General features: G+C 46.1%; 21 protein-coding genes. 14 read left to right on the top strand and 7 right to left on the bottom strand.

The window, feature by feature from the left end; translation table 11 throughout:
• Positions 1–41: 41 nt before the first annotated feature.
• Positions 42–1,499: a carboxylesterase/lipase family protein gene (locus MKY66_RS29340; RefSeq protein WP_076213773.1), complete on the top strand. Its 1,458-nt coding sequence runs from the start codon at positions 42–44 to the stop codon at positions 1,497–1,499.
• 163 nt (positions 1,500–1,662) lie between these two features.
• Here the strand turns inward: MKY66_RS29340 and MKY66_RS29335 are convergent, their stop codons facing one another.
• Complete coding sequence (locus MKY66_RS29335) at positions 1,663–2,814, bottom strand: VanZ family protein (RefSeq protein WP_076213776.1); 1,152 nt, start codon at positions 2,812–2,814, stop codon at positions 1,663–1,665.
• A gap of 235 nt (positions 2,815–3,049) precedes the next feature.
• On the opposite strand from MKY66_RS29335, the gene MKY66_RS29330 reads away from it, so the two are divergent.
• From MKY66_RS29330 to MKY66_RS29310, 5 genes are all read left to right on the top strand, one after another.
• Positions 3,050–3,391 (top strand): zinc ribbon domain-containing protein YjdM, encoded by a 342-nt coding sequence (locus MKY66_RS29330; protein ID WP_076213779.1) that lies wholly within the window; start codon positions 3,050–3,052, stop codon positions 3,389–3,391.
• Between the two features lie 144 nt (positions 3,392–3,535).
• Positions 3,536–4,348 carry a class I SAM-dependent methyltransferase gene (locus MKY66_RS29325; protein ID WP_076213781.1) on the top strand — a complete coding sequence of 271 codons (813 nt, stop codon included), beginning with the start codon at positions 3,536–3,538 and terminating at the stop codon, positions 4,346–4,348.
• A gap of 109 nt (positions 4,349–4,457) precedes the next feature.
• Positions 4,458–4,715: a hypothetical protein gene (locus MKY66_RS29320; RefSeq protein WP_076213784.1), complete on the top strand. Its 258-nt coding sequence runs from the start codon at positions 4,458–4,460 to the stop codon at positions 4,713–4,715.
• Positions 4,712–5,098 (top strand): retropepsin-like aspartic protease, encoded by a 387-nt coding sequence (locus MKY66_RS29315; protein WP_076213787.1) that lies wholly within the window; start codon positions 4,712–4,714, stop codon positions 5,096–5,098. Before MKY66_RS29320 ends, MKY66_RS29315 begins: the two co-directional genes overlap by 4 nt.
• Positions 5,099–5,253: 155 nt before the next feature.
• Positions 5,254–6,315 (top strand): LLM class flavin-dependent oxidoreductase, encoded by a 1,062-nt coding sequence (locus MKY66_RS29310; RefSeq protein WP_017691578.1) that lies wholly within the window; start codon positions 5,254–5,256, stop codon positions 6,313–6,315.
• 131 nt (positions 6,316–6,446) lie between these two features.
• Here the strand turns inward: MKY66_RS29310 and MKY66_RS29305 are convergent, their stop codons facing one another.
• On the bottom strand, positions 6,447–7,106 hold the full coding sequence (locus MKY66_RS29305; protein WP_076213790.1) for a TetR/AcrR family transcriptional regulator: 660 nt from the start codon (positions 7,104–7,106) through the stop codon (positions 6,447–6,449).
• A gap of 249 nt (positions 7,107–7,355) precedes the next feature.
• Here MKY66_RS29305 and MKY66_RS29300 point away from each other — a divergent pair, with 249 nt between their 5' ends.
• Positions 7,356–8,171 (top strand): SDR family oxidoreductase, encoded by an 816-nt coding sequence (locus MKY66_RS29300; protein WP_076213793.1) that lies wholly within the window; start codon positions 7,356–7,358, stop codon positions 8,169–8,171.
• A 22-nt stretch (positions 8,172–8,193) separates the two neighbouring features.
• Here the strand turns inward: MKY66_RS29300 and MKY66_RS29295 are convergent, their stop codons facing one another.
• Positions 8,194–9,501: a VWA domain-containing protein gene (locus tag MKY66_RS29295; protein WP_076213796.1), complete on the bottom strand. Its 1,308-nt coding sequence runs from the start codon at positions 9,499–9,501 to the stop codon at positions 8,194–8,196.
• A 104-nt stretch (positions 9,502–9,605) separates the two neighbouring features.
• The gene (locus tag MKY66_RS29290) at positions 9,606–10,070 is read right to left on the bottom strand and encodes a DUF4385 domain-containing protein (protein ID WP_076213798.1); all 465 of its coding nucleotides are present in this window, start codon (positions 10,068–10,070) and stop codon (positions 9,606–9,608) included.
• Positions 10,071–10,166: 96 nt separating this feature from the next.
• Here MKY66_RS29290 and MKY66_RS29285 point away from each other — a divergent pair, with 96 nt between their 5' ends.
• From MKY66_RS29285 to MKY66_RS29275, 3 genes are all read left to right on the top strand, one after another.
• Complete coding sequence (locus tag MKY66_RS29285; protein WP_076213801.1) at positions 10,167–10,634, top strand: YfbM family protein; 468 nt, start codon at positions 10,167–10,169, stop codon at positions 10,632–10,634.
• A gap of 136 nt (positions 10,635–10,770) precedes the next feature.
• Positions 10,771–10,899: a hypothetical protein gene (locus MKY66_RS29280; RefSeq protein ID WP_017691584.1), complete on the top strand. Its 129-nt coding sequence runs from the start codon at positions 10,771–10,773 to the stop codon at positions 10,897–10,899.
• Between the two features lie 208 nt (positions 10,900–11,107).
• Positions 11,108–12,616: a copper amine oxidase N-terminal domain-containing protein gene (locus tag MKY66_RS29275; protein WP_076213803.1), complete on the top strand. Its 1,509-nt coding sequence runs from the start codon at positions 11,108–11,110 to the stop codon at positions 12,614–12,616.
• A 122-nt stretch (positions 12,617–12,738) separates the two neighbouring features.
• Here MKY66_RS29275 and MKY66_RS29270 read toward each other — a convergent pair whose 3' ends face one another.
• From MKY66_RS29270 to MKY66_RS29260, 3 genes are read right to left on the bottom strand one after another with little or no spacing between them, the layout of a single operon-like run.
• Positions 12,739–13,197, bottom strand: a complete 459-nt coding sequence (locus MKY66_RS29270; RefSeq protein ID WP_076213806.1) for a GNAT family N-acetyltransferase — start codon at positions 13,195–13,197, stop codon at positions 12,739–12,741.
• Positions 13,194–14,114, bottom strand: coding sequence for a D-alanine--D-alanine ligase (locus MKY66_RS29265; protein WP_076213809.1), 921 nt, complete (start codon positions 14,112–14,114; stop codon positions 13,194–13,196). Before MKY66_RS29265 ends, MKY66_RS29270 begins: the two co-directional genes overlap by 4 nt.
• A 12-nt stretch (positions 14,115–14,126) precedes the next feature.
• Positions 14,127–15,578: a PLP-dependent aminotransferase family protein gene (locus MKY66_RS29260; RefSeq protein ID WP_076213811.1), complete on the bottom strand. Its 1,452-nt coding sequence runs from the start codon at positions 15,576–15,578 to the stop codon at positions 14,127–14,129.
• A 672-nt stretch (positions 15,579–16,250) separates the two neighbouring features.
• Between MKY66_RS29260 and MKY66_RS29255 the strand changes: the two genes are divergently transcribed.
• From MKY66_RS29255 to MKY66_RS29240, 4 genes are all read left to right on the top strand, one after another.
• Positions 16,251–16,607: a nucleotide excision repair endonuclease gene (locus MKY66_RS29255; protein ID WP_076213814.1), complete on the top strand. Its 357-nt coding sequence runs from the start codon at positions 16,251–16,253 to the stop codon at positions 16,605–16,607.
• 207 nt (positions 16,608–16,814) lie between these two features.
• Positions 16,815–17,561 (top strand): Bax inhibitor-1/YccA family protein, encoded by a 747-nt coding sequence (locus tag MKY66_RS29250; protein WP_076213988.1) that lies wholly within the window; start codon positions 16,815–16,817, stop codon positions 17,559–17,561.
• 306 nt (positions 17,562–17,867) lie between these two features.
• Positions 17,868–19,082 (top strand): AraC family transcriptional regulator, encoded by a 1,215-nt coding sequence (locus MKY66_RS29245; RefSeq protein WP_076213816.1) that lies wholly within the window; start codon positions 17,868–17,870, stop codon positions 19,080–19,082.
• Positions 19,083–19,133: 51 nt separating this feature from the next.
• The gene (locus tag MKY66_RS29240) at positions 19,134–20,183 is read left to right on the top strand and encodes an ABC transporter substrate-binding protein (RefSeq protein WP_076213819.1); all 1,050 of its coding nucleotides are present in this window, start codon (positions 19,134–19,136) and stop codon (positions 20,181–20,183) included.
• Positions 20,184–20,614: the final 431 nt, after the last annotated feature.

Raw genomic sequence — 20,614 nt, 5'->3', positions numbered from 1 at the left:
TCGTTAATTTAACCTATTTATGGAGAGGAAGTAGAAGTGGCATGAGAGAACTTCAGGTTCAAACGACATATGGTACCGTTCAAGGCGAACTTTTGCATGATGCAAGTGTATGGAAAGGCATTCCCTATGCGAAACCTCCGGTAGGTGAGCTGCGTTTTAAAGCTCCGGTACAGCCCGAGTCATGGGATGGAATCAGACAGGCCACTCAATTTGGACCTGAGAATATACAACCACGACATCATCAACCAGAAGGCCTGACAGAAATTCCGAATGAGTCAGAAGATAGTTTATATCTGAACATCTGGGCACCTAAGGAAAAAGGAGCAACACCACTGCCGGTCATGCTATGGATTCACGGAGGCTCCTTTGTAACAGGTTCGGGTAGCCAGTCGATGTATGATGGTACACAGTTAGCGGTGCGGGGGGATGTCATCGTTGTGACGATTAACTACCGATTAGGACCTTTGGGTTTCCTGCATATGGCTCCATTAGGTGATGCATATGTATCCAATGCAGGTCTGCTGGATCAGGTTGCGGCATTACAATGGGTGAAGGATAATATCTCTGCTTTTGGTGGTAACCCGGATCAAGTTACGGTGTTCGGCGAATCAGCAGGCAGCATGAGCATTGCAGCACTGATGGCGATGCCAGCGGCCAAAGGACTGTTCCAACGTGTCATTATGGAGAGCGGTGCTTCTCAGTTCATGCCGGCAGAGCAAGCTTCAGCGTTGCGGGAAGGGATGCTGAAGATTCTTGGGGTGGACCGGGACAACCTGCAGAAGTTAAATACAATTCCTGTAGAGCAGATTATTGCAGCCGGTGAAACGGTCAAACAGCAGAGCGGGGCAGGTATGGCATTATTGTTCCAACCTGTATTGGATGGGCATACACTACCACAGATGCCACTTCAGGCAGTGAGCGAAGGCTCAGCGCAGGATATTCCGGTGCTGATTGGTACGACATTACACGAGGGTGCACTGTTCATTCAGCCACATGTACCTTATTCAAAAGAGATCGATATGGTTCAGGGCGTAGACTTTATGACGCCAGATCTGGAGAACCGGGTAGCCATCGCGGATAGTTATCCAAAAACGGCAGATGGACAAGCCCAAGTCATGACGGATATGTACTTCTGGCGGTCAGCGCTGCAATATGCTGCGGCACAACAGAAATATGCCCCGGTGTGGATGTATCGATTTGATTGGGTGATGCCGGAACATCCCCTGTTAAAAAGAGCGATTCACAGCATCGAAATGTTCTTTGTGTTTAATACACTGCATGTCCTCAAATTCATGAATGCGGAGCCGGATGAAGCTGCGGCGGCACTTGCCCTCAAGGTACAGGATGCCTGGATTTCCTTTGCCAAGAATGGCCAACCTGAAGTTGCAGGTGTGAACTGGCCTGTATATGAGCAGGATCGTGCGACACTAATCTTCAACCATGAGATTGAGGTCGTACATGATCCGGATGCAGCCAAGCGAGAGCTTTTAGGGTTATAATCCAGGCCCATTAACTGAATGGATACTCTGAATAACTGCTGTGAGCCCGATCAAAAGAGGACGTTCATTATGAGATGAACGTCCTCTTTTTGTAATCCGGCTGAATAATAAGCAGAACGCAAGCACTAATTAGAGGTACATTATGCATTGATATACTCCAACATTATTTACGAGAGGCACGTGTGCGGGACACCTCATCGAAGTAGAAGGAACGTTTTCCACGGGAGAAGAGCACGATCAAGACATGAACAAAGAGTACGGCGTAGACTAACATATAGATGCCGAATGTTCCCAAGGAGATCCACATTTGATAAGACTGAAGCATAACATCCTGATGACCTGAAAAAGCATAATTGTTGACCAAGCGAATGATCGTAACGAGCAGCCATGGAACATAGATTGCGGCAAATCTTTTGAATAACGATTCACTGGTGGGTGTGCCGGTCTGACGATCCACATAGCGGAATCGCAAGATCATTGAACCAGGAGTTACCCCATTTCGTACCCAAGGGATGAAGAACAACACAATGACCATAGCAATGGATGTATTTAGTGCATCACTGATCACATCAGATGCTGTGAAGATTGATATTAGAATCGAAAGGAAGACAACAATGATTCCATCAATAATTAACGCGAGCAATTGAGGCATAGTATACACTCGGTTTTGCTCCACGATCTGTTCACTCTTCGCCTGAATGCTTTCACGTGATGGGAATAAAGCAAGCAGGATGGGCGCTGTGAAGAATCCAATGACCGCTCCCGAAGTATTCAATAACAGATCATCTACATCGAAGAGGCGATAAGGACAATTATAATACCCGTAGAATCCGGTGATTTGAGTGATCTCGAAGAATAAGGAAAGCCCGAATCCACCAAGCAGGGCGTACTTCCAGAATGATCTCTTTTGAAAAAAATAACGGATATATACACCCAGCGGCATGAGAAGCAGGACGTTAAATAGAACTTGCAGAAAGGCTCTGCCCTGAATCATGCTGAGATAGCTGGAAGGCTGGGTCCATACAATGGGTGTTTCTTTCATGATGTCTTTGACAAAAGTGAATGGAACCAGATTGTAGTAGATCGTGTCAGCGGCTTGCTGCGCACAGGTATCTCGCGTAGTCGGAAACGGAAGAATGACGAGGCAATAGGCGGCCAGAATATAAAAGATAAACGAAAAGCTGATGCCAAACCGTGACCAGCTGAAGAAACCGTCTTTACGATAACCATAGATCAACCATGGCACCAGCAAGAACATGGCTGCAACGACAAAGATAAAAAAAGCCGTTTGCACAGGGAAAACATATGAGGACATAAGCACGAACTCCTTTGGTATTAAATATAATAACATTCATAGAGACATTAAAATTCATGTATGTGTAGTGTGTATCTATTAGTTACATCATAAGTAGTTACCCTTAAAGTGAGGGATGCATGAACCTTAAATTTGGTTTAAATTCATCCATGCAGTGAGCAAGCGTATGGAATATACCTTCGAAATCCCGTATACTTGCGGGAAAGCCAATCGTAGAATGGAGAGTTTAATACATATGTCTAATTTGCCCAACTGCCCGAAATGTAATTCTGAGTACACGTACGAGGATGGTAACCTGTTGGTTTGCCCGGAATGTGCGCATGAATGGTCTTTGGAAGCAGACAATGAGAATGCAGAGGATACAAAAGTAATCCGTGATGCCAACGGAAATGTGCTAAGTGATGGCGATACTGTTACCGTCATTAAAGATCTGAAGGTAAAAGGTAGCTCACTCGTGGTCAAACAAGGCACGAAAGTGAAGAATATCCGCCTAATTGATGGGGATCATGATATTGATTGCAAGATCGACAGCTTGGGTGCGATGAAGTTGAAGTCTGAGTTTGTGAAAAAGATATAAGTTCGAGAAACGTTCAGTTCCGCATCAACGGGAATTGAACGTTTTTTGTTTGACAGGAAATATTTAGTAGATATATACTGGTTGGAATTTAATTTTGAACATGGTTAGGTGGTCTATATATAAGAAAAGGCAGGTGTCAGAGTGATGAAGAGAGATCATATTATTGAATATTATTCTGGGTTTGATGAGTGGGGCAGACTGGAGCGGGAACCAATTGAATTCATCATTAACATGCATTACATCAGGGAACATCTCCCCACTGCTGGTTGTATTCTGGATAATGGCGCAGGACCAGGAAAGTATGCCATGGAGCTTGCGAAGCTGGGGTACCAGGTCACTTTATCGGATCTGACACCTTCCTCCGTGGATACTGCGAGGCAAAAGGCTGAGGAGTTTGGTTTATCACAGCAATTCGATGGGTTCCATGTTCTCGATGCGACTTCACTCTCCGGTATGGCTGATGAGACGTACGATGCGTCCCTCATGCTGGGGCCGTTATATCATCTGCAGACAGACGAAGAGCGCACGGCTGCTGTACGGGAGTTGTACCGTGTGACCAAGCGAGGGGGCGTGGTGTTTGTAGCCATGCAGAGCCGAATGCGCATGAGTATCAATTCGCTGCAATCCCCGCAGCATTGGAAACCGAATGATAATATGGCAGCCATCCGTTCTTTTGTGGAAAAGGGTATATTCGATCATCAGGATCAAGGACGATTTACGGGAGCATACTATTTTAATATTCAGGGCGTTACACCCTTCATGGAGCAACATGGATTTGAAACCGTGGATTTGATTGGTTCATCCAGCCTTAGAGCGATGCTCACGGACGGGCAGCAGCAATACTGGAAAGAGCGTGGCGAGTATGATGAACTCATGCAATATATGATTGAAGCCGCCAAAGACCCTTCCATATTGGGAATCTCGTCGCATCTGCTGTACATTGGGAGGAAGAAATAATAGACTTACAGGCAATGCTCTAAAAATCTATGTATTTTAGAATGTCAGCCCGTGGAATACTGTTTCCACATGATATAATATCTCTATCTAATGGTCTGGAGGTGTCACTATGCAATGGAAGGAAGTTCAGGAGCGATTCCCTAATGAGTGGGTCGTTTTTGAGGCAACCAAGGCGCATTCTAGAGAAGGCCAGCGTTATATCGAAGAGATGGCAGTGATTGATTCATTTGATGATTCTACAAAGGCACTAAAACGTTATGGTGAATTGCATCAGGAAGATCCCAAACGGGAATACTGCTTTTTTCACACTTCACGTCCAGAAGTTGTGGCAAGAGAACGATATGTTGGCATGAGAGGTCCTCGATGAAAATTTCAGAGGTTTATGGTCTACCCTTCATAAGCATAAAACTTGAATTTAGAGGAGAAGTACTACAATTAGAAAAAGTCCTTTTGGATACCGGATCAGCTAGTACATTGTTGAATGCGGATGCAGTTCGGGAAGTAGGAATGGTTCCTGAAGAGGATGATCTCGTTGATATTATAAGAGGTGTAGGCGGTATAGAGTATGTTTATACCAAGTCACTCGATTCTATCACTGTAGATGGAACAACGATTAATAATTTTCAGATTGAAATAGGAAATATGGATTATGGTTTAGAGATTGACGGAATTCTGGGATTCAATTTTATGAAACAGACTGGTGTTGTAATTAATGCCAACCTGATGGAACTAAGTATAGATAAGCCATAATTTATAGAAAATAATCATAAAAGTGCCCTCTGGAAACAGAGGGTACTTGTGTTTTTCACCAAAATAGTTCAATATTAAGATACATAACAAAAGGTGATCTACTTACAATAGGTTAGATGGACAACGGATCGCTTCATACCAGGGAGGAACAGACAATGGAAATCGGAATTAGTACATTTGTGGAGACGAACCCGGATGTAAAAACAGGAGAACTTATCAGTCATGCGCAGCGCATTCGCGATGTTGTTGAAGAGATTGTTTTGGCAGATCAGGTGGGTCTGGATGTATATGGCGTGGGAGAACATCATCGTGCTGACTATGCGGCTTCATCACCAGCTGTCATTCTGGCAGCCGCAGCTTCACAGACGAAGAATATTCGCCTGACGAGTGCCGTAACGGTGCTGTCATCGCATGATCCGGTACGGGTATATCAGGATTTTGCTACACTGGACGGCATTTCGAACGGGCGTGCAGAGATTATGGCAGGGCGGGGATCATTTATCGAATCGTTCCCACTGTTCGGCTATGATCTGAACGACTACGATGAGTTATTCGACGAGAAACTGGATTTGCTTCTCAAACTGCGTGATTCGGAAAAAGTAACTTGGGAAGGCAAACACCGCCCTTCCTTTAACAATCTGGGCATTTACCCGCGCCCTGTACAGGAAAAGCTTCCGGTATGGATTGGCAGTGGTGGTAATCAGGAATCCGTAGTTCGTGCAGGATTGCTCGGTTTGCCATTGGTGCTTGCCATTATCGGTGGTCGTCCGGTACAATTCGCACCACTGGTGGAACTGTACAAGAAAGCAGCTGCACATGCGGGACATGATGCTTCCAAGCTGACGGTTGCTTCTCACTCTCACGGCTTCATTGCCGATACAACAGACGAAGCCGTGGAGAAATTCTTCCCGCCAGCACAAGCGGTCATGAACATACTGGGCCGTGAACGTGGATGGGGACACTACAGCCGTGCGACATTTGATGCGGCGCGCAGCCTGGAAGGTGCATTGTATGTAGGTGATGTGGATACCGTAGCTCAGAAAATTATTTACCTACGCAAAGAAGTTGGGATTACACGCTTCATGTTACACACTCCCCTCGGCACCATGCCGCACAACGAGGTCATGAGAGCGATCGAACTGCTTGGTAAAGAAGTCGCTCCTATCGTGCGTAAAGAAATTGCACGTTGGGAAGCTGAGAACGAAGAGGCACGTTAATCGACTGAAACCGTTACGGAACTAGATGAGTCAACCAAATAAAGGAGCATGCCCTAGGCGTATTACGCCAATGGGGCTGCTCCTTTTTCGTTTATCTTCTAAAAGTATCTAAATCACCACAGATTTAATGCTTATCCATTCGCAGATGTACTCACGAGGGAGTGTATCACCATCGACAACGTATGATCATAGAGGGTTTTGGCAGCTTCTTCGCTCTCAATATGGCCTCCCAAATACAGATGAATAACACCGTGTAAGGGAGCCCAGATCATCCGAACCGCAAGCAGGGGATCTTGCACCTGAAGCATTCCCTGTTCAATCGCTACCTCAACCAAGGCAGACACTTGTTTCAGTGCAGTTGCTGTTCCCTGTAAGGTCTCTCCATCTGGTTTGAATTCGGAAAAAGATCCTCCAAACATCAGCTGATAGAAGCTGGATTGAGAAATGCCGAAGTCCCAATAGACGTGGGCCAGATCACGGAAATATTGTTCGAACGATGTCTGCCGGGGCATAGCTTCAAAACGCTGGGCCATGAGGGAGCATCCCTCTAGATACAGATGTTTGGCTAATCCTTCTTTTTTGCCGAAGAGATTATATATGATTTTGGTGGAGCACTCCATGCGTTCAGCTACACGGCGTACCGTGACAGCTTCTGGTCCATGTTCTTGCAGTAAAGCAGCAGCAGCATGCACAATATTTTGCCGCAGATTATCCGAGTGCTGGAGTCTGGCTTCCTGAAAGGTTGTTACCGTATGTGCAGATTCTGTGGAACCCGAATTAAGATCCTTCATTGATTTCATCCTCGTAACCGTATTGTTGTTGAACAGAAACTACGTTTCCTTTTCTTATGGTCATTCTACTGTTTTACGCCGGATGACGTCAATTTAATCCGAATTTAATAAGTAAGCACCACGTTCTAGATTCAAATTTAACAAATGTATTTGACAGCGTCATGGATTTTGGTTACGATGATTCTATAAAGAAACAATGTTTCCTAGTGAAAACAAAGGTTCAAAATATGCATAGAGGATGGATGAGAGATGATAAAGGAACAGCGTCAATGGGTACTTATTACAGGTGCTTCTTCAGGTATTGGGGAAGTTTTTGCACTCGAAATGGCTTCCAAGGGTAAAAATATTGTGCTGGTGGCCAGAACAGAATCCAAACTGAATCAACTGGCAGAACGCATAGAACGTACATATCAAGTAAGGGCTGAGGTAATCGTATCGGATCTTTCCGAAGTTGAGGCACCTCAGAGGGTATATGAGGAATGTCAGAATCGGGGAATACACATCGATATGCTGATCAACAATGCGGGATTTGCTACTCATGGATTATTTGAACAGGTGGATGGTTCCCGCCAGCAGGAGGAGATTATGTTGAACGTGCTCGCTTTGACAAACATGACGCATCTTTTCTTGCCAGGCATGTTACAGAAGCGAAATGGTGCTGTCATTAATGTGTCGTCGACGGCTGCCTTTCAACCTGATCCGTATATGGCTGTGTATGGAGCAACGAAGGCATTTGTACTTTCTTTTACAGAGGCATTATACGAAGAAAACAGAAAGCGTGGCGTTCAGTTTTTGGCACTATGCCCAGGTTCAACCGAGACTTCGTTCTTTGATGTAGTGGGCGCTGAAGAAGCCTCGGTGGGTAAACGTGATACCCCTGAGCATGTCGTGGCGGTGGCCATGAGAGCGCTGGAGTCAGGCAAACCTTATGCTGTGCCGGGGGCCGGTAATTACTGGACAGCGCAGTTCACCCGACTCGTACCACGCAAATTGATGTTGCGAATTGTAGGAAGTATGCTCCGTCCACGATCCAAGGGTGGTAAACCAGAAAAAGTACAAGCCTGATTAATGGTATAGGGTAAAAGCTTTAGGCCAAAATGCCTTTGGCCCGAGCTTCCTTTATCCAGCCTGGAAATTCAGTGAGGAGACGATCGTACAATTCTTCATCGCTGATCTTGGAGATATCGTCGAGAGCAAAAAAGTCAGCATTATCGATGAAACGTCCAGTCATGTCATCGAGTTTCTCCAGAATACCGTAATTGGCTTGTCCCAGGCCAACGAATTGCCAGAACAGGTTTTTGGTTGAGCTTTCGGTAATAAGCCGCATGATTTTCCCTTTTTGACTGACTCCACCATCGCTAAAAAAGATAATATACGTTGGAATCTTCACATCGGGTTCCTCGATCGTATATTTGCGAATGACATCCTGCATCACAGGAGGTTCATTGTTGGTACCGCCTTTGCTACCCAACGTATATGTGCGTTCAATATAATTCTCGAAATCCCTGGCGGTGACGCTAGGTGCACGCAAGAAGTCTTTGGCGAAGAACCAGACGTCCAACTCTCCGTTATCATCAAAAGCGGATGCAATCGCCAGAATACGCTCGAAGGCTTCTTGCACGATGCCTTTGCGATACAGATGGTACATGGAGCCTGATGCATCAAATACAACGGCAACACGTGCCTGTATAGGTTCGATCTTTTTCTTTTGCAGAGACAGGGTTACTTTACGCTTGAGGAGATCGATCTTGGTCAGGTTAAGCGGCGCATGATTCGTGTTTGGTGCAGCATCAGGTACCAAGACTTCTGGAGAGGCGGCTGCCACTTCAGCTTGTGCCGTGAGAAGAACCTGTTCGGCTTCCGAGGTGTCGTTACTCTCAATTTCAACACCAAATGACTCTGCCAGCGGCTGCAATCCACCAAAGAAACCTCGTCCAATCGCACGAACTTTGAACCCGTCACGATACTTATAGATTTCAATAAAAATAAGAGCTGTTTCCGCAGTGACCTGCGTGATCTCATAGGTGATCTGCTGGGAACCAGCTTGTACAATCGCCTGACATGCCTGAACATCGGCGAAAGTCCCTCCCGCATCCAGGGTAGCCGTAAACACACATTTTTCCACAGGGGCCTGCCGTAATTGATTCGTATCCAGTACAAAAGAGGATTTCAGTTCCTCTGCCTGTTGCAGAAGCACACTTTGATGGGGATCGGCCTTCTGATTATAAAATACAAAATAGTCGTCAGATGGGACCTTTCCCTCTTCGTTCACCATAAAGCAGCTAACATCCAAGGGAGAAGGAGATGATGTACATTGAATGGTTACCTGAAGTTGAGCACATTCGTTGATACTGATATTCTGGCCTGTGTTTAAGTGGATGAACGAATCTGTCATAATCGGATGCGCCTCTCTTCTCCAATATAATGGTTGAAAATGTACAGTAACAAGATCGATTCTGAGACAAATGTTTCCATAAGTCAATCTTTTCACCATTGATCCTACGCTTCATCAGACTCGTACTTTTCCCGATGCTCCTTCTTCATCTTTACATAGTCTGGATCCGTCTTCGCAACCTCCCATTTCGCTTTGAATATAGCGGCGGCTTCTGCCTTCACCTTATCATTCTGATAGGGCAGGATCGAGCCATCCTCCTTCGAGTATTTGCGTCCTCCTTTGTGATTTGTATACCGTCTGGCCCGTGTATAACCCATCTGGAGAAATTTACGAGCCATATCCATACCCACGAAATCACCCTTTTTCTTATACTCCAAAAATAACTCATAGATCTTCTCCGATGACTCTTTTGCAATCTCGGGTGTTTTGAATCGCCAGTGTGGCAGAATCTCGCCTTTATATGGCTCAACCATGAGAACACCCTGCTCACCCCGGCTTACGGTGTACAGCTCAGGATGTTTGCGCAGATCCAACTCATCATAATTGAGACTATAATCAAATTTTTTCATGTATACACCCTCCTTGATAGGGATTACCCCGATTCTGAACCAACAAGCACGGTTAATGGGGAACAACAGAACCAATTACACAGGAGGGGTAGCGGTATGGGAATGTCCGGCAGATATCTTGTGGTAACAAAGGAGCTAGTTGAATCCATCAAGTCAGGTGAGATCAGTGTGCATGATTGTGCAGTGGATCTGGATATTGATAAAACGTGGCAGATGATCCAATTCACGCTGAACGGTAACTTGTTAGAAGGGGAGCCGCCCCTGGGATATGTGGTACCTCTCGCAGGTGAGCAATACTTGGGAAACTATTCGGACATGGATCTGTTTTTGCTTAGTAACGAGCAGGTGCTGGAAGCCTACATGGCATTGGAGCAGCTCACACCGGAGGAATTGAAGCAACGGTATAGTCTGGACCGGATGATCGCTGAAGGCGTCTACCCTGTTATGGAAGATTGGGATGCGGAAGAGACATTTCAGGAGATCGTTCAGACCGTGGATGATATCCAGGCCTTATTTCAGGCAACGGCTGCAAGTGGAAATGGGATCATCTTTTATGTTTTCTAAATGAGCACTGAAATTATGATGGAAAATGGTTGGCCGACGTTGAGACAGGTTTGAACTGCTCCTATTCGGGTTATTGATAGACACAAGGCTCAGGCCTTGATGACATGACAATCCGGTAGAAGAGAGGGAATGCGATATGACACAGGATCAGAACGAAGAGAACAAAGCGATTCAAGAGGACGAGCCGGATCAATTCGAGACTCCCGCAACTGCGGAAGATGAAGAAACGGATGAGAAACTCGCAGAAGATCAGGAGCAAGAATAACTCCCAGCATTGCACAATGAAGCAGGATGTTTTATCGAAACATACGATATGCTGAAATATAGATAGACCAGAGGTCGGACATGCTCCGGCCTTTTGGTTTATTTTTTTGCGTATCCGTTTACAAGAATTACCTATACCTTCATAATAGAAATGAACCATATTTTTCTAAGGAGGAGTTCATATTAAGAATCGGAAGTTAGTCCAATGGATGGCAGTGCCACTAGTACTTTTAATGGTTGTTCTTACAGGATGTCAGGCTGTGGGTGGAGTAGACGTTGGCAAAGCAATGGCCAATGGCGCGAGTATCAAGTCCGGTGAATCCAGACAATCCATGAATATAAACATAGAACCGGCTAAGGAATTTGCTACAGAGAAAGACCTTGAAATGATCGAACTTATTAACTCCATATCCCTGGATATTGATCAAGCCAAAATGAAAGATGCGAAGACAGCATCGATCAAAGGTACACTGAGCATGGAGGGAACGAAGTTACCTTTCCACCTGTCCATGAATGAGTCCCAATTGGTCATTGATCTGGACGGAGCCCAGAAACCGCTGTACATGTCTCTGGATACGTTCCAAGATGCACAGGCGCTTCCGATGGTAGATACGAAGGCTCTGGAGAAACAACTCGAGGAACTTTCCCCGAAACTGTTCTCTTTTGTCCTGAAGCATCTGTCCAATCCGAAGAACATCTCCGTAACACCGGTACAGGAATCCGTGAATGGCGAAGCACTTAGCCTCTCCAAGCTGCATCTGGAAGTTAGTGGTGAAGAGATGCTTGCTATGGTTAAACCGTTCCTGACGAGTATTTCGAAGGATGAGCAAGGACTGAAAGACCTGATTGGAGATCTGTACGATGTGTTCTACCCTGTACTGGAAGCAGTGAATGAGGTAGAAGGTGGGGGAGACGACACGCTGAATTCGATCGTTCCTGAATCGAAAGATGAAGCCGTTGCGTCACTGTACGCAATCATCAAAGTAGGACTGGACAGTATGCTGGTCAATTATGATCAGGAGCTGAACAACCTGTTGAATGAGACTCCTGAATTCAAAACGGTATTTGGCACAGAAACCAAACTGAAATTGGACTTTTATCTCGACAGCAAGCTGGATATTCGCAAGCAAAACTTTGAACTGAAAGTGGCGCTGCCTGCTTCCGAAGATCTGCCGCTGAACTCCGTAACCGTAAGTGGAGACAGTGAACAGTGGAATATCGGTGGCACAGTTGCAGTTGATGAAGTGGATGTATCCGGCGGCGTTATGGATCTGATGAAGGATGATATTACGCCTGGTCAGATGCTGCGCAATTTTGATTCCAGTTCACTGGCATATCAATTGCTGAAAGATGAAGCTGGGATCACGAGTAAAAGTGTAGTGCTCTTCCCGGATGATGAATACGCTGGAGCGATCACCGTTAAGAATACAACATTTGTTCCGCTTCGCTACGTGTCTGAGGAATTGGATGCGGAAGTGAAATGGACCAAAGGCTCAAACCAAATCGTTGTCATTGATGACATCACTGGTGATGAGATTGTCCTGACTGTAGGTTCCAAGAAGGCAACCGTTGCTGGTAAAGAAGTAACTATGGTGGAATCCGCCTATGTTGGCAAGGACGGCAAGACGTATGTGCCGCTGCGCTTTGTGGCTGAATCCCTTGGAGCTACTGTAGATAAGGAACAAGAAACAGGTTGGATTTACATTGACCGTCCTTAATTGCTTGAAGTAACAAGTAAAGTACAATGACCCGACATAGATATATCAAAGAACGCCCTTTTCTGGCCATTTTGCCGGGGGCGTTCTTTTTCATGTAATCGAGATAACGTATCATCCGCAGGTTAATTGTGCTGAAGAATCTGCGGCTTTTTGCTAAACCCGGTACTCCCGGCTGTAAAGCCCATCTGACGATAGAATTCATGTGCAGCTTCACGTTCTGGGCGATTGCCACTGTTCAGAGACAAGGAATCCACGTTATGCGTGGCTGCCCATTGTTCGGCTTCAAGAATGAGCTGACGGCCGATGCCTGAGCCCCTGAACTGGTCGTGTACAACCAATGCCATGATACGGCAGTGTCTTCCGTTCTTTTCATACAGATAAGACGTCTGTAATCCGATTAGTCCAACTACACGTCCGCGTGCTTCAGCAACCAGTGTGGTAAAGTTTGGGTCCGCAGAGATATGGGCATAACGCTCCTCCATCTCCGCGTATGTGGTTGGGTAACCGAGTTGGTCCATTAGAATGAGCATATCTTGCAGATCGGTAGTGGAGCTATGTCTAATCGTCACATCCAGGCTCATAATGTTGTATCCTCCTTGGGTCTTTCCTTCAATGAAAGTTCAATAATGGTATCCAGTAGCTCTGCAAAAGAAATGCCTGCAGCGGCTGCGCTTTTGGGCAGGAGACTGTTACGGGTAAGACCCGGCAGCGTGTTCACTTCAAGCACATACGGCATGCCTTCCCGAATCATCATATCCACGCGCGCGTAGACGCTGCATTTGAGCACCTGATAACAGGCCAAGGCCGCGGCTTCCACACGATGGTGAAGATCCGCAGGCAATTGCACAACCTGCTCATCTGCTCCGTGGTCATCATATTTAGAAGAATAATCGAAAAACTCGGCGTTCGAACGAATGGAGATCACCGGCAGCATCTTACCATCCAGAATGGCACAGGTAATCTCCTCACCTTCGATATACTGTTCAATCATAACCGTATCATCCCAGGCGAGGGCAGCCTCTACAGCAGCGGGCAAGGCGGAAGCTTCCTTCACCACTTGGGTACCGATGCTGGAACCGCCTGAATTGGGTTTGACCACCACAGGGTACGTTAGTTGTTGAACAGCAATAGAGGACAGTTCCTCGATATGACCTACTCGTAGCCATTCTCCGGTAAGCACACCTGCATGCTGCATGAGTTGTTTGGACATGTCTTTATCCATGCATACACTGCTTGCCAGGACACCACAACCTGTGTAGGGAATACCCAGAGATTCCAACGTGCCTTGGACCGTACCGTCTTCGCCGTATTTGCCATGCAGGGCAAGCAGTGCCACATCGATCCCCGCTGACTTGTCGATTAGATCGCGCTTGGTATTCAGCTCAATGGGCACAACCTCGTATTTGTCTCTATTCAGGTTTGCAATCATCTCCTGTCCGGTGAGCAGGGAAATATCCCGCTCTGAAGATGTACCGCCCATAATCACGCCAACTTTCATGTGAAATCCTCCTCATCTCATTTGAGCTGCTGTCTCGCCAATGATGCGAATGCCTTTACGTATATTCTCATCGCTGACTCTGGAGAAACCCAGACGCATCGTGTTTACACCCTGACCGGGTTCCAGATAAAAGGTATCCCCTGGTGTGAACGTCACACCTTTCACTTTACAGGCCGCCAGCAATTCACGGGTTCTGTATTCGGACGGGAACTGCACGAACAGATGCAGACCACCCGCACCGGAAATCCGACACATGGGCAGATGCTGCTTCAGGCAACGCACAACCAATTCATATTTGCGCTTATACTCCGTGCGGGCTCGCTTCAAATATTTCTCAAAATTACCGTTGCTCAGATATTGATACAATAATGATTGGTCCAGCGTGGAGGTATGGATGCTGCGTGCCCGTTTCATACTCTCCAGATAATCAATCAGCGCCGCATCCGCAATAATCCAACCTACCCGCAGACCTGGGAACAGGACTTTGGAGAAGCTGCCCAGATACACCAGTCCATTGCCTTTGCCCATGCTGGCGATCAGGGGAGAGACATGCGAACCGGAATAGCGCAATTCTTCGTTGAATCCATCCTCAATGATGGGTACTTGATACTTGTTCATCAACCGGATGATCTCTACCCGTTTCGCAGGGGACGTCACAATCCCGGTTGGATTGTGATAGGAGGGCACGAGATACGCCAGATCATATGGACTTGCCTCAAGTTCATGTTCCAGTTGCTTCAAGTCCAGGCCATCTGGCTCCATATTCACACCGCTCAGTTGAAACTGGTGCAATTTTAGATTTTTTATCGCCGTGTGGTGCGTTGGATTCTCGCAGAGCGCTTTTCTGCTTTTTTTGCGCAACGCCCCAAGCACCAGATCGAAACCTTCCGTGAATCCGTTGGTGATCAGGATGTCCTTGCCACGGAGGTCAACACCTTTGTTCTCCATATAGCGTAGTAAATAGTTCATCAGCGGTCTGTATCCTTGCGCATATCCGTAATTCAGCAGTACTTCGCCTTCAAGTGACATGCGATCCAGAAAAGCCCGTTTCACGTTGTGCAGATCAAACAGCTTTTCATCCGGCGCTATGCTGGTAAACGATATCTCGCCGCGCTCTGCTCCGGAGCCATGCTTCATCAGATCGTACTGCTCTGCCTGAATTGCATACTCGCTTACCTCTGTCGTCCAGTCCAGTTCCCAGCTTGCCGCTGCCTCAGGTGTTTCGATGGAGGCACTGACGTAATTGCCCTTGCCTTTGACTGCATAGATCAGGCCTTCATCTTCAAGCTCGGCATAAGCGAGCAGGACCGTGCTGCGACTAACCTTCATGAGTGTACTGAGTTCACGGGTCGAGGGCAGTTTTTGTTTGGCTTGCAGGCCGCCTTTGAGCATCAATCGCTTCATATAATCTTTGACTTGTATATATACAGGGCGGTCCTCCGTCAGTTGCAGATCGGAATACATCCCATCACTCCCTCTACTGGTATCTTGCCATATTATAAACCCAGCAGAAAGAACCACGATACCTCTGTTTCCCTGAGAGCGTGGTTGGTTGTTCGCACAAACGCAAAAAAGCCCTGGCAGTATGCCGGGCCTGGTGGTGAAACTTGATCCATTTTCTATAGTACTGCTGCTATAATTTCTACAGTTGCATTGCATGACTAGTCTCTCTAGGATCGATAGCTATCTGACCTTCTACGTGTGTCTATTAACTTCAGTACGACTATAATTGCAGGCTGTCTAGGTGATACTTAAAATCTACAGTGAATCATGAATCTAGGTCTTTCTAGGTTTGCTTGCTGCAAGGGTCGATTAGATGATGAATCTACAATCTATAAGCTAGGGTTCTTGCTAACTGTACTCTTGTCGTGATCACATAACAGAATTCAGCATGAAAAAGATATTCAATCATAGGGTACAATAGACGGAGGTAGATATAAAGACGTATGTCTCAGTGCCCAATTTCTTCCTCATACCCCTATAGTACCACTTTGAATCAGGGAAGTTAACCTTTTTTTTGAAATATTTGTCGTAATAGCGAAAATTGCGTGAATTGTACTTCATATAGAATGAAATGGTGTCCCTTTATAATATGTGATAAGATCTAAACCTATAGATAATGAGGAAGTGAGCCTATTGATTAATATTACTGTGCCAACACCGGATGTAACCATCACAAAGCAGGTTGATCCACAGCTTAGCCACATTTATGGATTTACTGATTTTCACCTGATTACCCGGGAACTAGGCGGGATTTTCATGTTTTACAATGCCGCTGGAGAGTTGTTATTTGTCGGTAAAGCACGAAAATTAAGACCCCGCATCAAAAAGCATTTTGAAGACACCGTATCACCAATCAAGAATCACCGCGAGGAAGTAACGAAGATTGAAGTATGCCTGGTTGAAGATCCAGTAGATCGTGAAATTTACGAGACGTATATCATCAACACGATGCGTGCGAAATACAATGTAGATAAAGTGTTGTACAAATAAGACGCTTAAAAAGCACATGAACATGCAATGTCTGGGACATATGTCCTAAGTGTGGCGCCAGGGGTAAAGATGTAATCGAAGGATTGCATCCGATTCCTTCTGGTGCCATCCCGATCTTTTCGAGGGAGTAGCTTGTAGAATTTGAAACGTAGTAAGCCAAAGCTTAGTATCACAGATATACCAAATACATATGAAGAGGTGATTGTGTTGATCGGTCGTAGCGGTAACCCTACACTTAAAGACAGCACGTTTGAAAACAGAGGATATGGAGAAGATCGGTATCAGAATTACATGACAATCAACGGCACGGTGAACAAAGCATTTATTACGCTTGTGATCCTGCTGGGCAGTGCGTTTGCAACATGGATGATGTTCTTTAACGGACAACAAGTGATGCCGCTTGCTTATGGCGGGTTAATCGTTGGTTTCATTCTGGCGCTTGTCATTTCGTTCAAACCAGTAGCGGCACCTTATCTCGTACCTGTCTATGCCGTGGCAGAAGGACTGTTCCTGGGAGCACTTTCTGCAACCTATGAGTCCCTGTATAACGGAATTACCTTGCAGGCGGCTCTGTTGACCATGGCTGTATTCATCGCTCTGCTGGTGGCATACAAAACCAGATTGATCAAAGCTACGGAGAACTTCAAGCTTGGGGTCGTGGCTGCAACTGGCGGCATCATGATCATGTATCTGCTGAGTTTTGTACTTAGTTTCTTCGGAGTTTCAATTCCTTATCTGCATGATAACAGCTTGATCGGCATTGGTATTTCAGTGGTTATCGTCATTGTGGCTGCACTCAATCTGGGCCTTGATTTCGACTTCATCGAAGGTGGCGCTGAACGTGGTGCACCCAAGTACATGGAGTGGTACGGTGCATTTGGATTGATGGTTACACTGGTATGGTTGTACATTGAGATCATCCGTCTGCTTGGAAAATTGCGGAGCCGGGATTAGTCCTGCTTTTAACGTCATAATCAGAATATGAACTTCATTAAAGCTAACGCGTGATACTCACGTCGTTGGCTTTTTTGGTATATATGGAGGTAGTTTATAAGCAACTTTGTGAACAGTAGTAGAGGGAATATCGAGGCTTGAGGTGTGTACATTTTACCATATTTGAATTGACGGTCTGGAAATGGTTATGGTATTTTATTGATAATGATTATCATTTTCGTTTAAAAATTGCATAAGTTTCCGGATAGTTCTCTTTACCTGTAGCTACATATTAAACCGATCAAGCAGATCGAAAGGAGTGGCCTCATGTTACTGGAAAATGATTCGCAGATTGCTGCGCACCAGCCCGTTACCGGCCGCAGTCCCAAGACGGATCTTGCCAACGTTAAAACATACATGGACAAACATTACGATCAGCCTCTATCGATTGCAGACCTCGCCTCGGAAGCGGGGATCAGTCCAAAATATTTCGTAGATCTGTTCAAGAAAACGTACGGACAGAGTGCAATGGAGTATCTGACGGATCTGCGCATTAACCGCGCCAAGCGATACCTGAAGGAATCCAGATACAAACTTCGCGATATTGCCCTGAGAGTGGGGTATAGTGACGAGTACTATTTTAGCCGCAAATTTAAAAAGGAAGTTGGCGTATCTCCTTCGGATTATGCGAAAAATGCCAGAAAACGGATAGCCAGCTGCTCCTCCAGTGTGATTGGACAACTTCTGGCACTCAATGTCATCCCCGTGGCTGCACCTATCGATCCCAAATGGACCGCGTATTATTATAATGCACATCGTACAGAGATTCAGTCCCATCTGAAATTAACGGACCCGTACACGAGCTGGCGGTTTGAGGCTAATGTGGAACGATTGGTTCATATTCGCCCTGATGCCATCGTAGGTACAGATCAGATTAGTGAACAGGATCAGGCCCAATTGGCCGAGATTGCACCTTGTTGTTTTGTCCCCAAACATCATTCAGATTGGCGAACACAGCTACGCATGATTGGATCATTCCTGGAGCGGGAGGAACAGGCGGAGCAATGGATACACATGTACAACCAGCGAGCAGAGAAGGCACGGGAATCGGTACAACGGGAAGTGGGCCGGGAGAAAGTGATCGTTGTGCGGATCTACGGGCAGAATCTCTACCTTTATAGCAATCCGGGTATTGAAGAAGTGCTGTATGGAGCGCTGCAACTGGACACATTCTCTGATCTTAGTGCCAATAATCCGTTAACGCTGGAGCAGCTCGCTGAAATGAACCCTGATCGCATTCTCGTTATGGTGTGTCCCGAAGCAGCTTCACGGGCGTATTGGCTGAGCTTGCAGCATTCCGTTACATGGCGTCAGCTCAAGGCCATTCGTCAGTACCAGGTCCATCTGATCACAGGTGACCCTTGGTTTGATTATTCGGCTGTAGGCGTGATGCGTATGCTGGATGAAGCTCTACTGATCTTCACGGGATATTGTCCAAATATATATCTGGATAACGTCCATGGTGATTCCCAGGCGACGTGACATATAATCCTTGTATCTAAATGAGAATGTTTATCAAGGGGGATCTCACACATGTTTCACTATATCAAAAACATCGGACAACGTTCCGTTGGTAGCAAATTCCACAGTGCACGGCTCTTAGCCCTGATCCTGCTGATGTTAATTACAGGGCTGTTGTCTGCCTGTGGTGCAGCATCCGAGAATACAGGAGCAGCCCAGGAGGAGCAACCCGCAACTGAAACTTCAACCCCGGCTTCAACCGAGACGGCTGTGCAGGAAGAGCAAGCGGAAGAAACGACGGGTGAACGTACCGTAAAAGATGACTTGGGACATGATGTAATTATTCCAGCCAAGACAGAGCGGGTGTTTGCACCATATCTGGAAGACTCCCTGTTAACCCTTGGTGTAAAGCCGGTAGCCCAATGGGCAAGTGGTACAAAAGGACATGTCTATCTCCAGGATCAGCTCAATGATGTGCCTACACTTGATTTCTCCAGTGGTTTGCCTTCGCCGGAAGCGTTGATGTCGTATAATCCTGATTTTATTATTTTGCATACGGCCCAATATGCCGAGAATGGGGTATACGAGAGTTATTCCAAGATCGCACCGACTTACGTATTTACGAACGCTTCGGGTGATGTAGAGAAGTCCTTGCAGATCATTGGTGATCTGTTGGGCAAAACGGCTGAAGCCGAAAAAGCCATTGAAACCTACCATGCTAAGGTTGAGTCAGCCAAAGCGGAATTGGCGAAAGTAGCCGAAGGCAAAAAAGCAGCCATTATCCGTTTTGCTCCACGTGGCATTAGTATGATGGGTGGTAACTATTTCAGCGGTTACGTCGTATATGAACAACTGGGACTAGGTAAGCCTAAATTGGTCGAGTCGGAGAACAGCGCCATTGTATCCACCGAGGTATTACCCGAGATTGATGCTGACTTTATTTTCACCGTGGAACAGGGTCCAGGCAGCATGAAGGAAATGACGGCAACCAACGTATGGAACAGTATGCCGGCGGTGAAAGCAGGGCATGTGTACGCTGTCGAGCCAGCTCCGTGGTTGGGTGGTGGACTGATCGCATACGGTCATGTCATTGATGATACGCTCAAAGCGTTAACACAATAATTGGAATAGTGCAGCTCCCTATGGAGTGCCGGGAACCGGATGTTAGTCCAGCGTTTCCGGACACCGTGAGGGAGCTTTTTTTACGATAGAAACGTGAACATTATATGACATAAATATGGAAATATGGAGATAATCAAAATGATTTCTGGATATCGTCCATGGGACAGCCGGATTGACTCTTTTATAATTGGTAATGAGAATCAATCTCATATACAGATCAATATATTTAATTAACCATAACCAATATAAGTTGAGTTTATGAACTACACAGAAACGGAGAAGTCAGAAAAAACCTGAAGAAGCGAAGCGTGCGCCTTTATCTCCGGATTTCTCCCTTGTAAAGGGGGATAAAGGAAATCTGGAGATAACAGCGATCGAAAGGTTATTCTGACGGCGTAGTGTATGTGTAGTTCAGTATTCAACTTATATAA

The sequence above is a fragment of the Paenibacillus sp. FSL R5-0766 genome, assembly GCF_037971845.1.
Lineage (GTDB): Bacteria > Bacillota > Bacilli > Paenibacillales > Paenibacillaceae > Paenibacillus.
The sequence above is the reverse complement of the archived record's forward strand: the minus strand, read 5'-3'. Positions and strand labels throughout refer to the sequence as shown.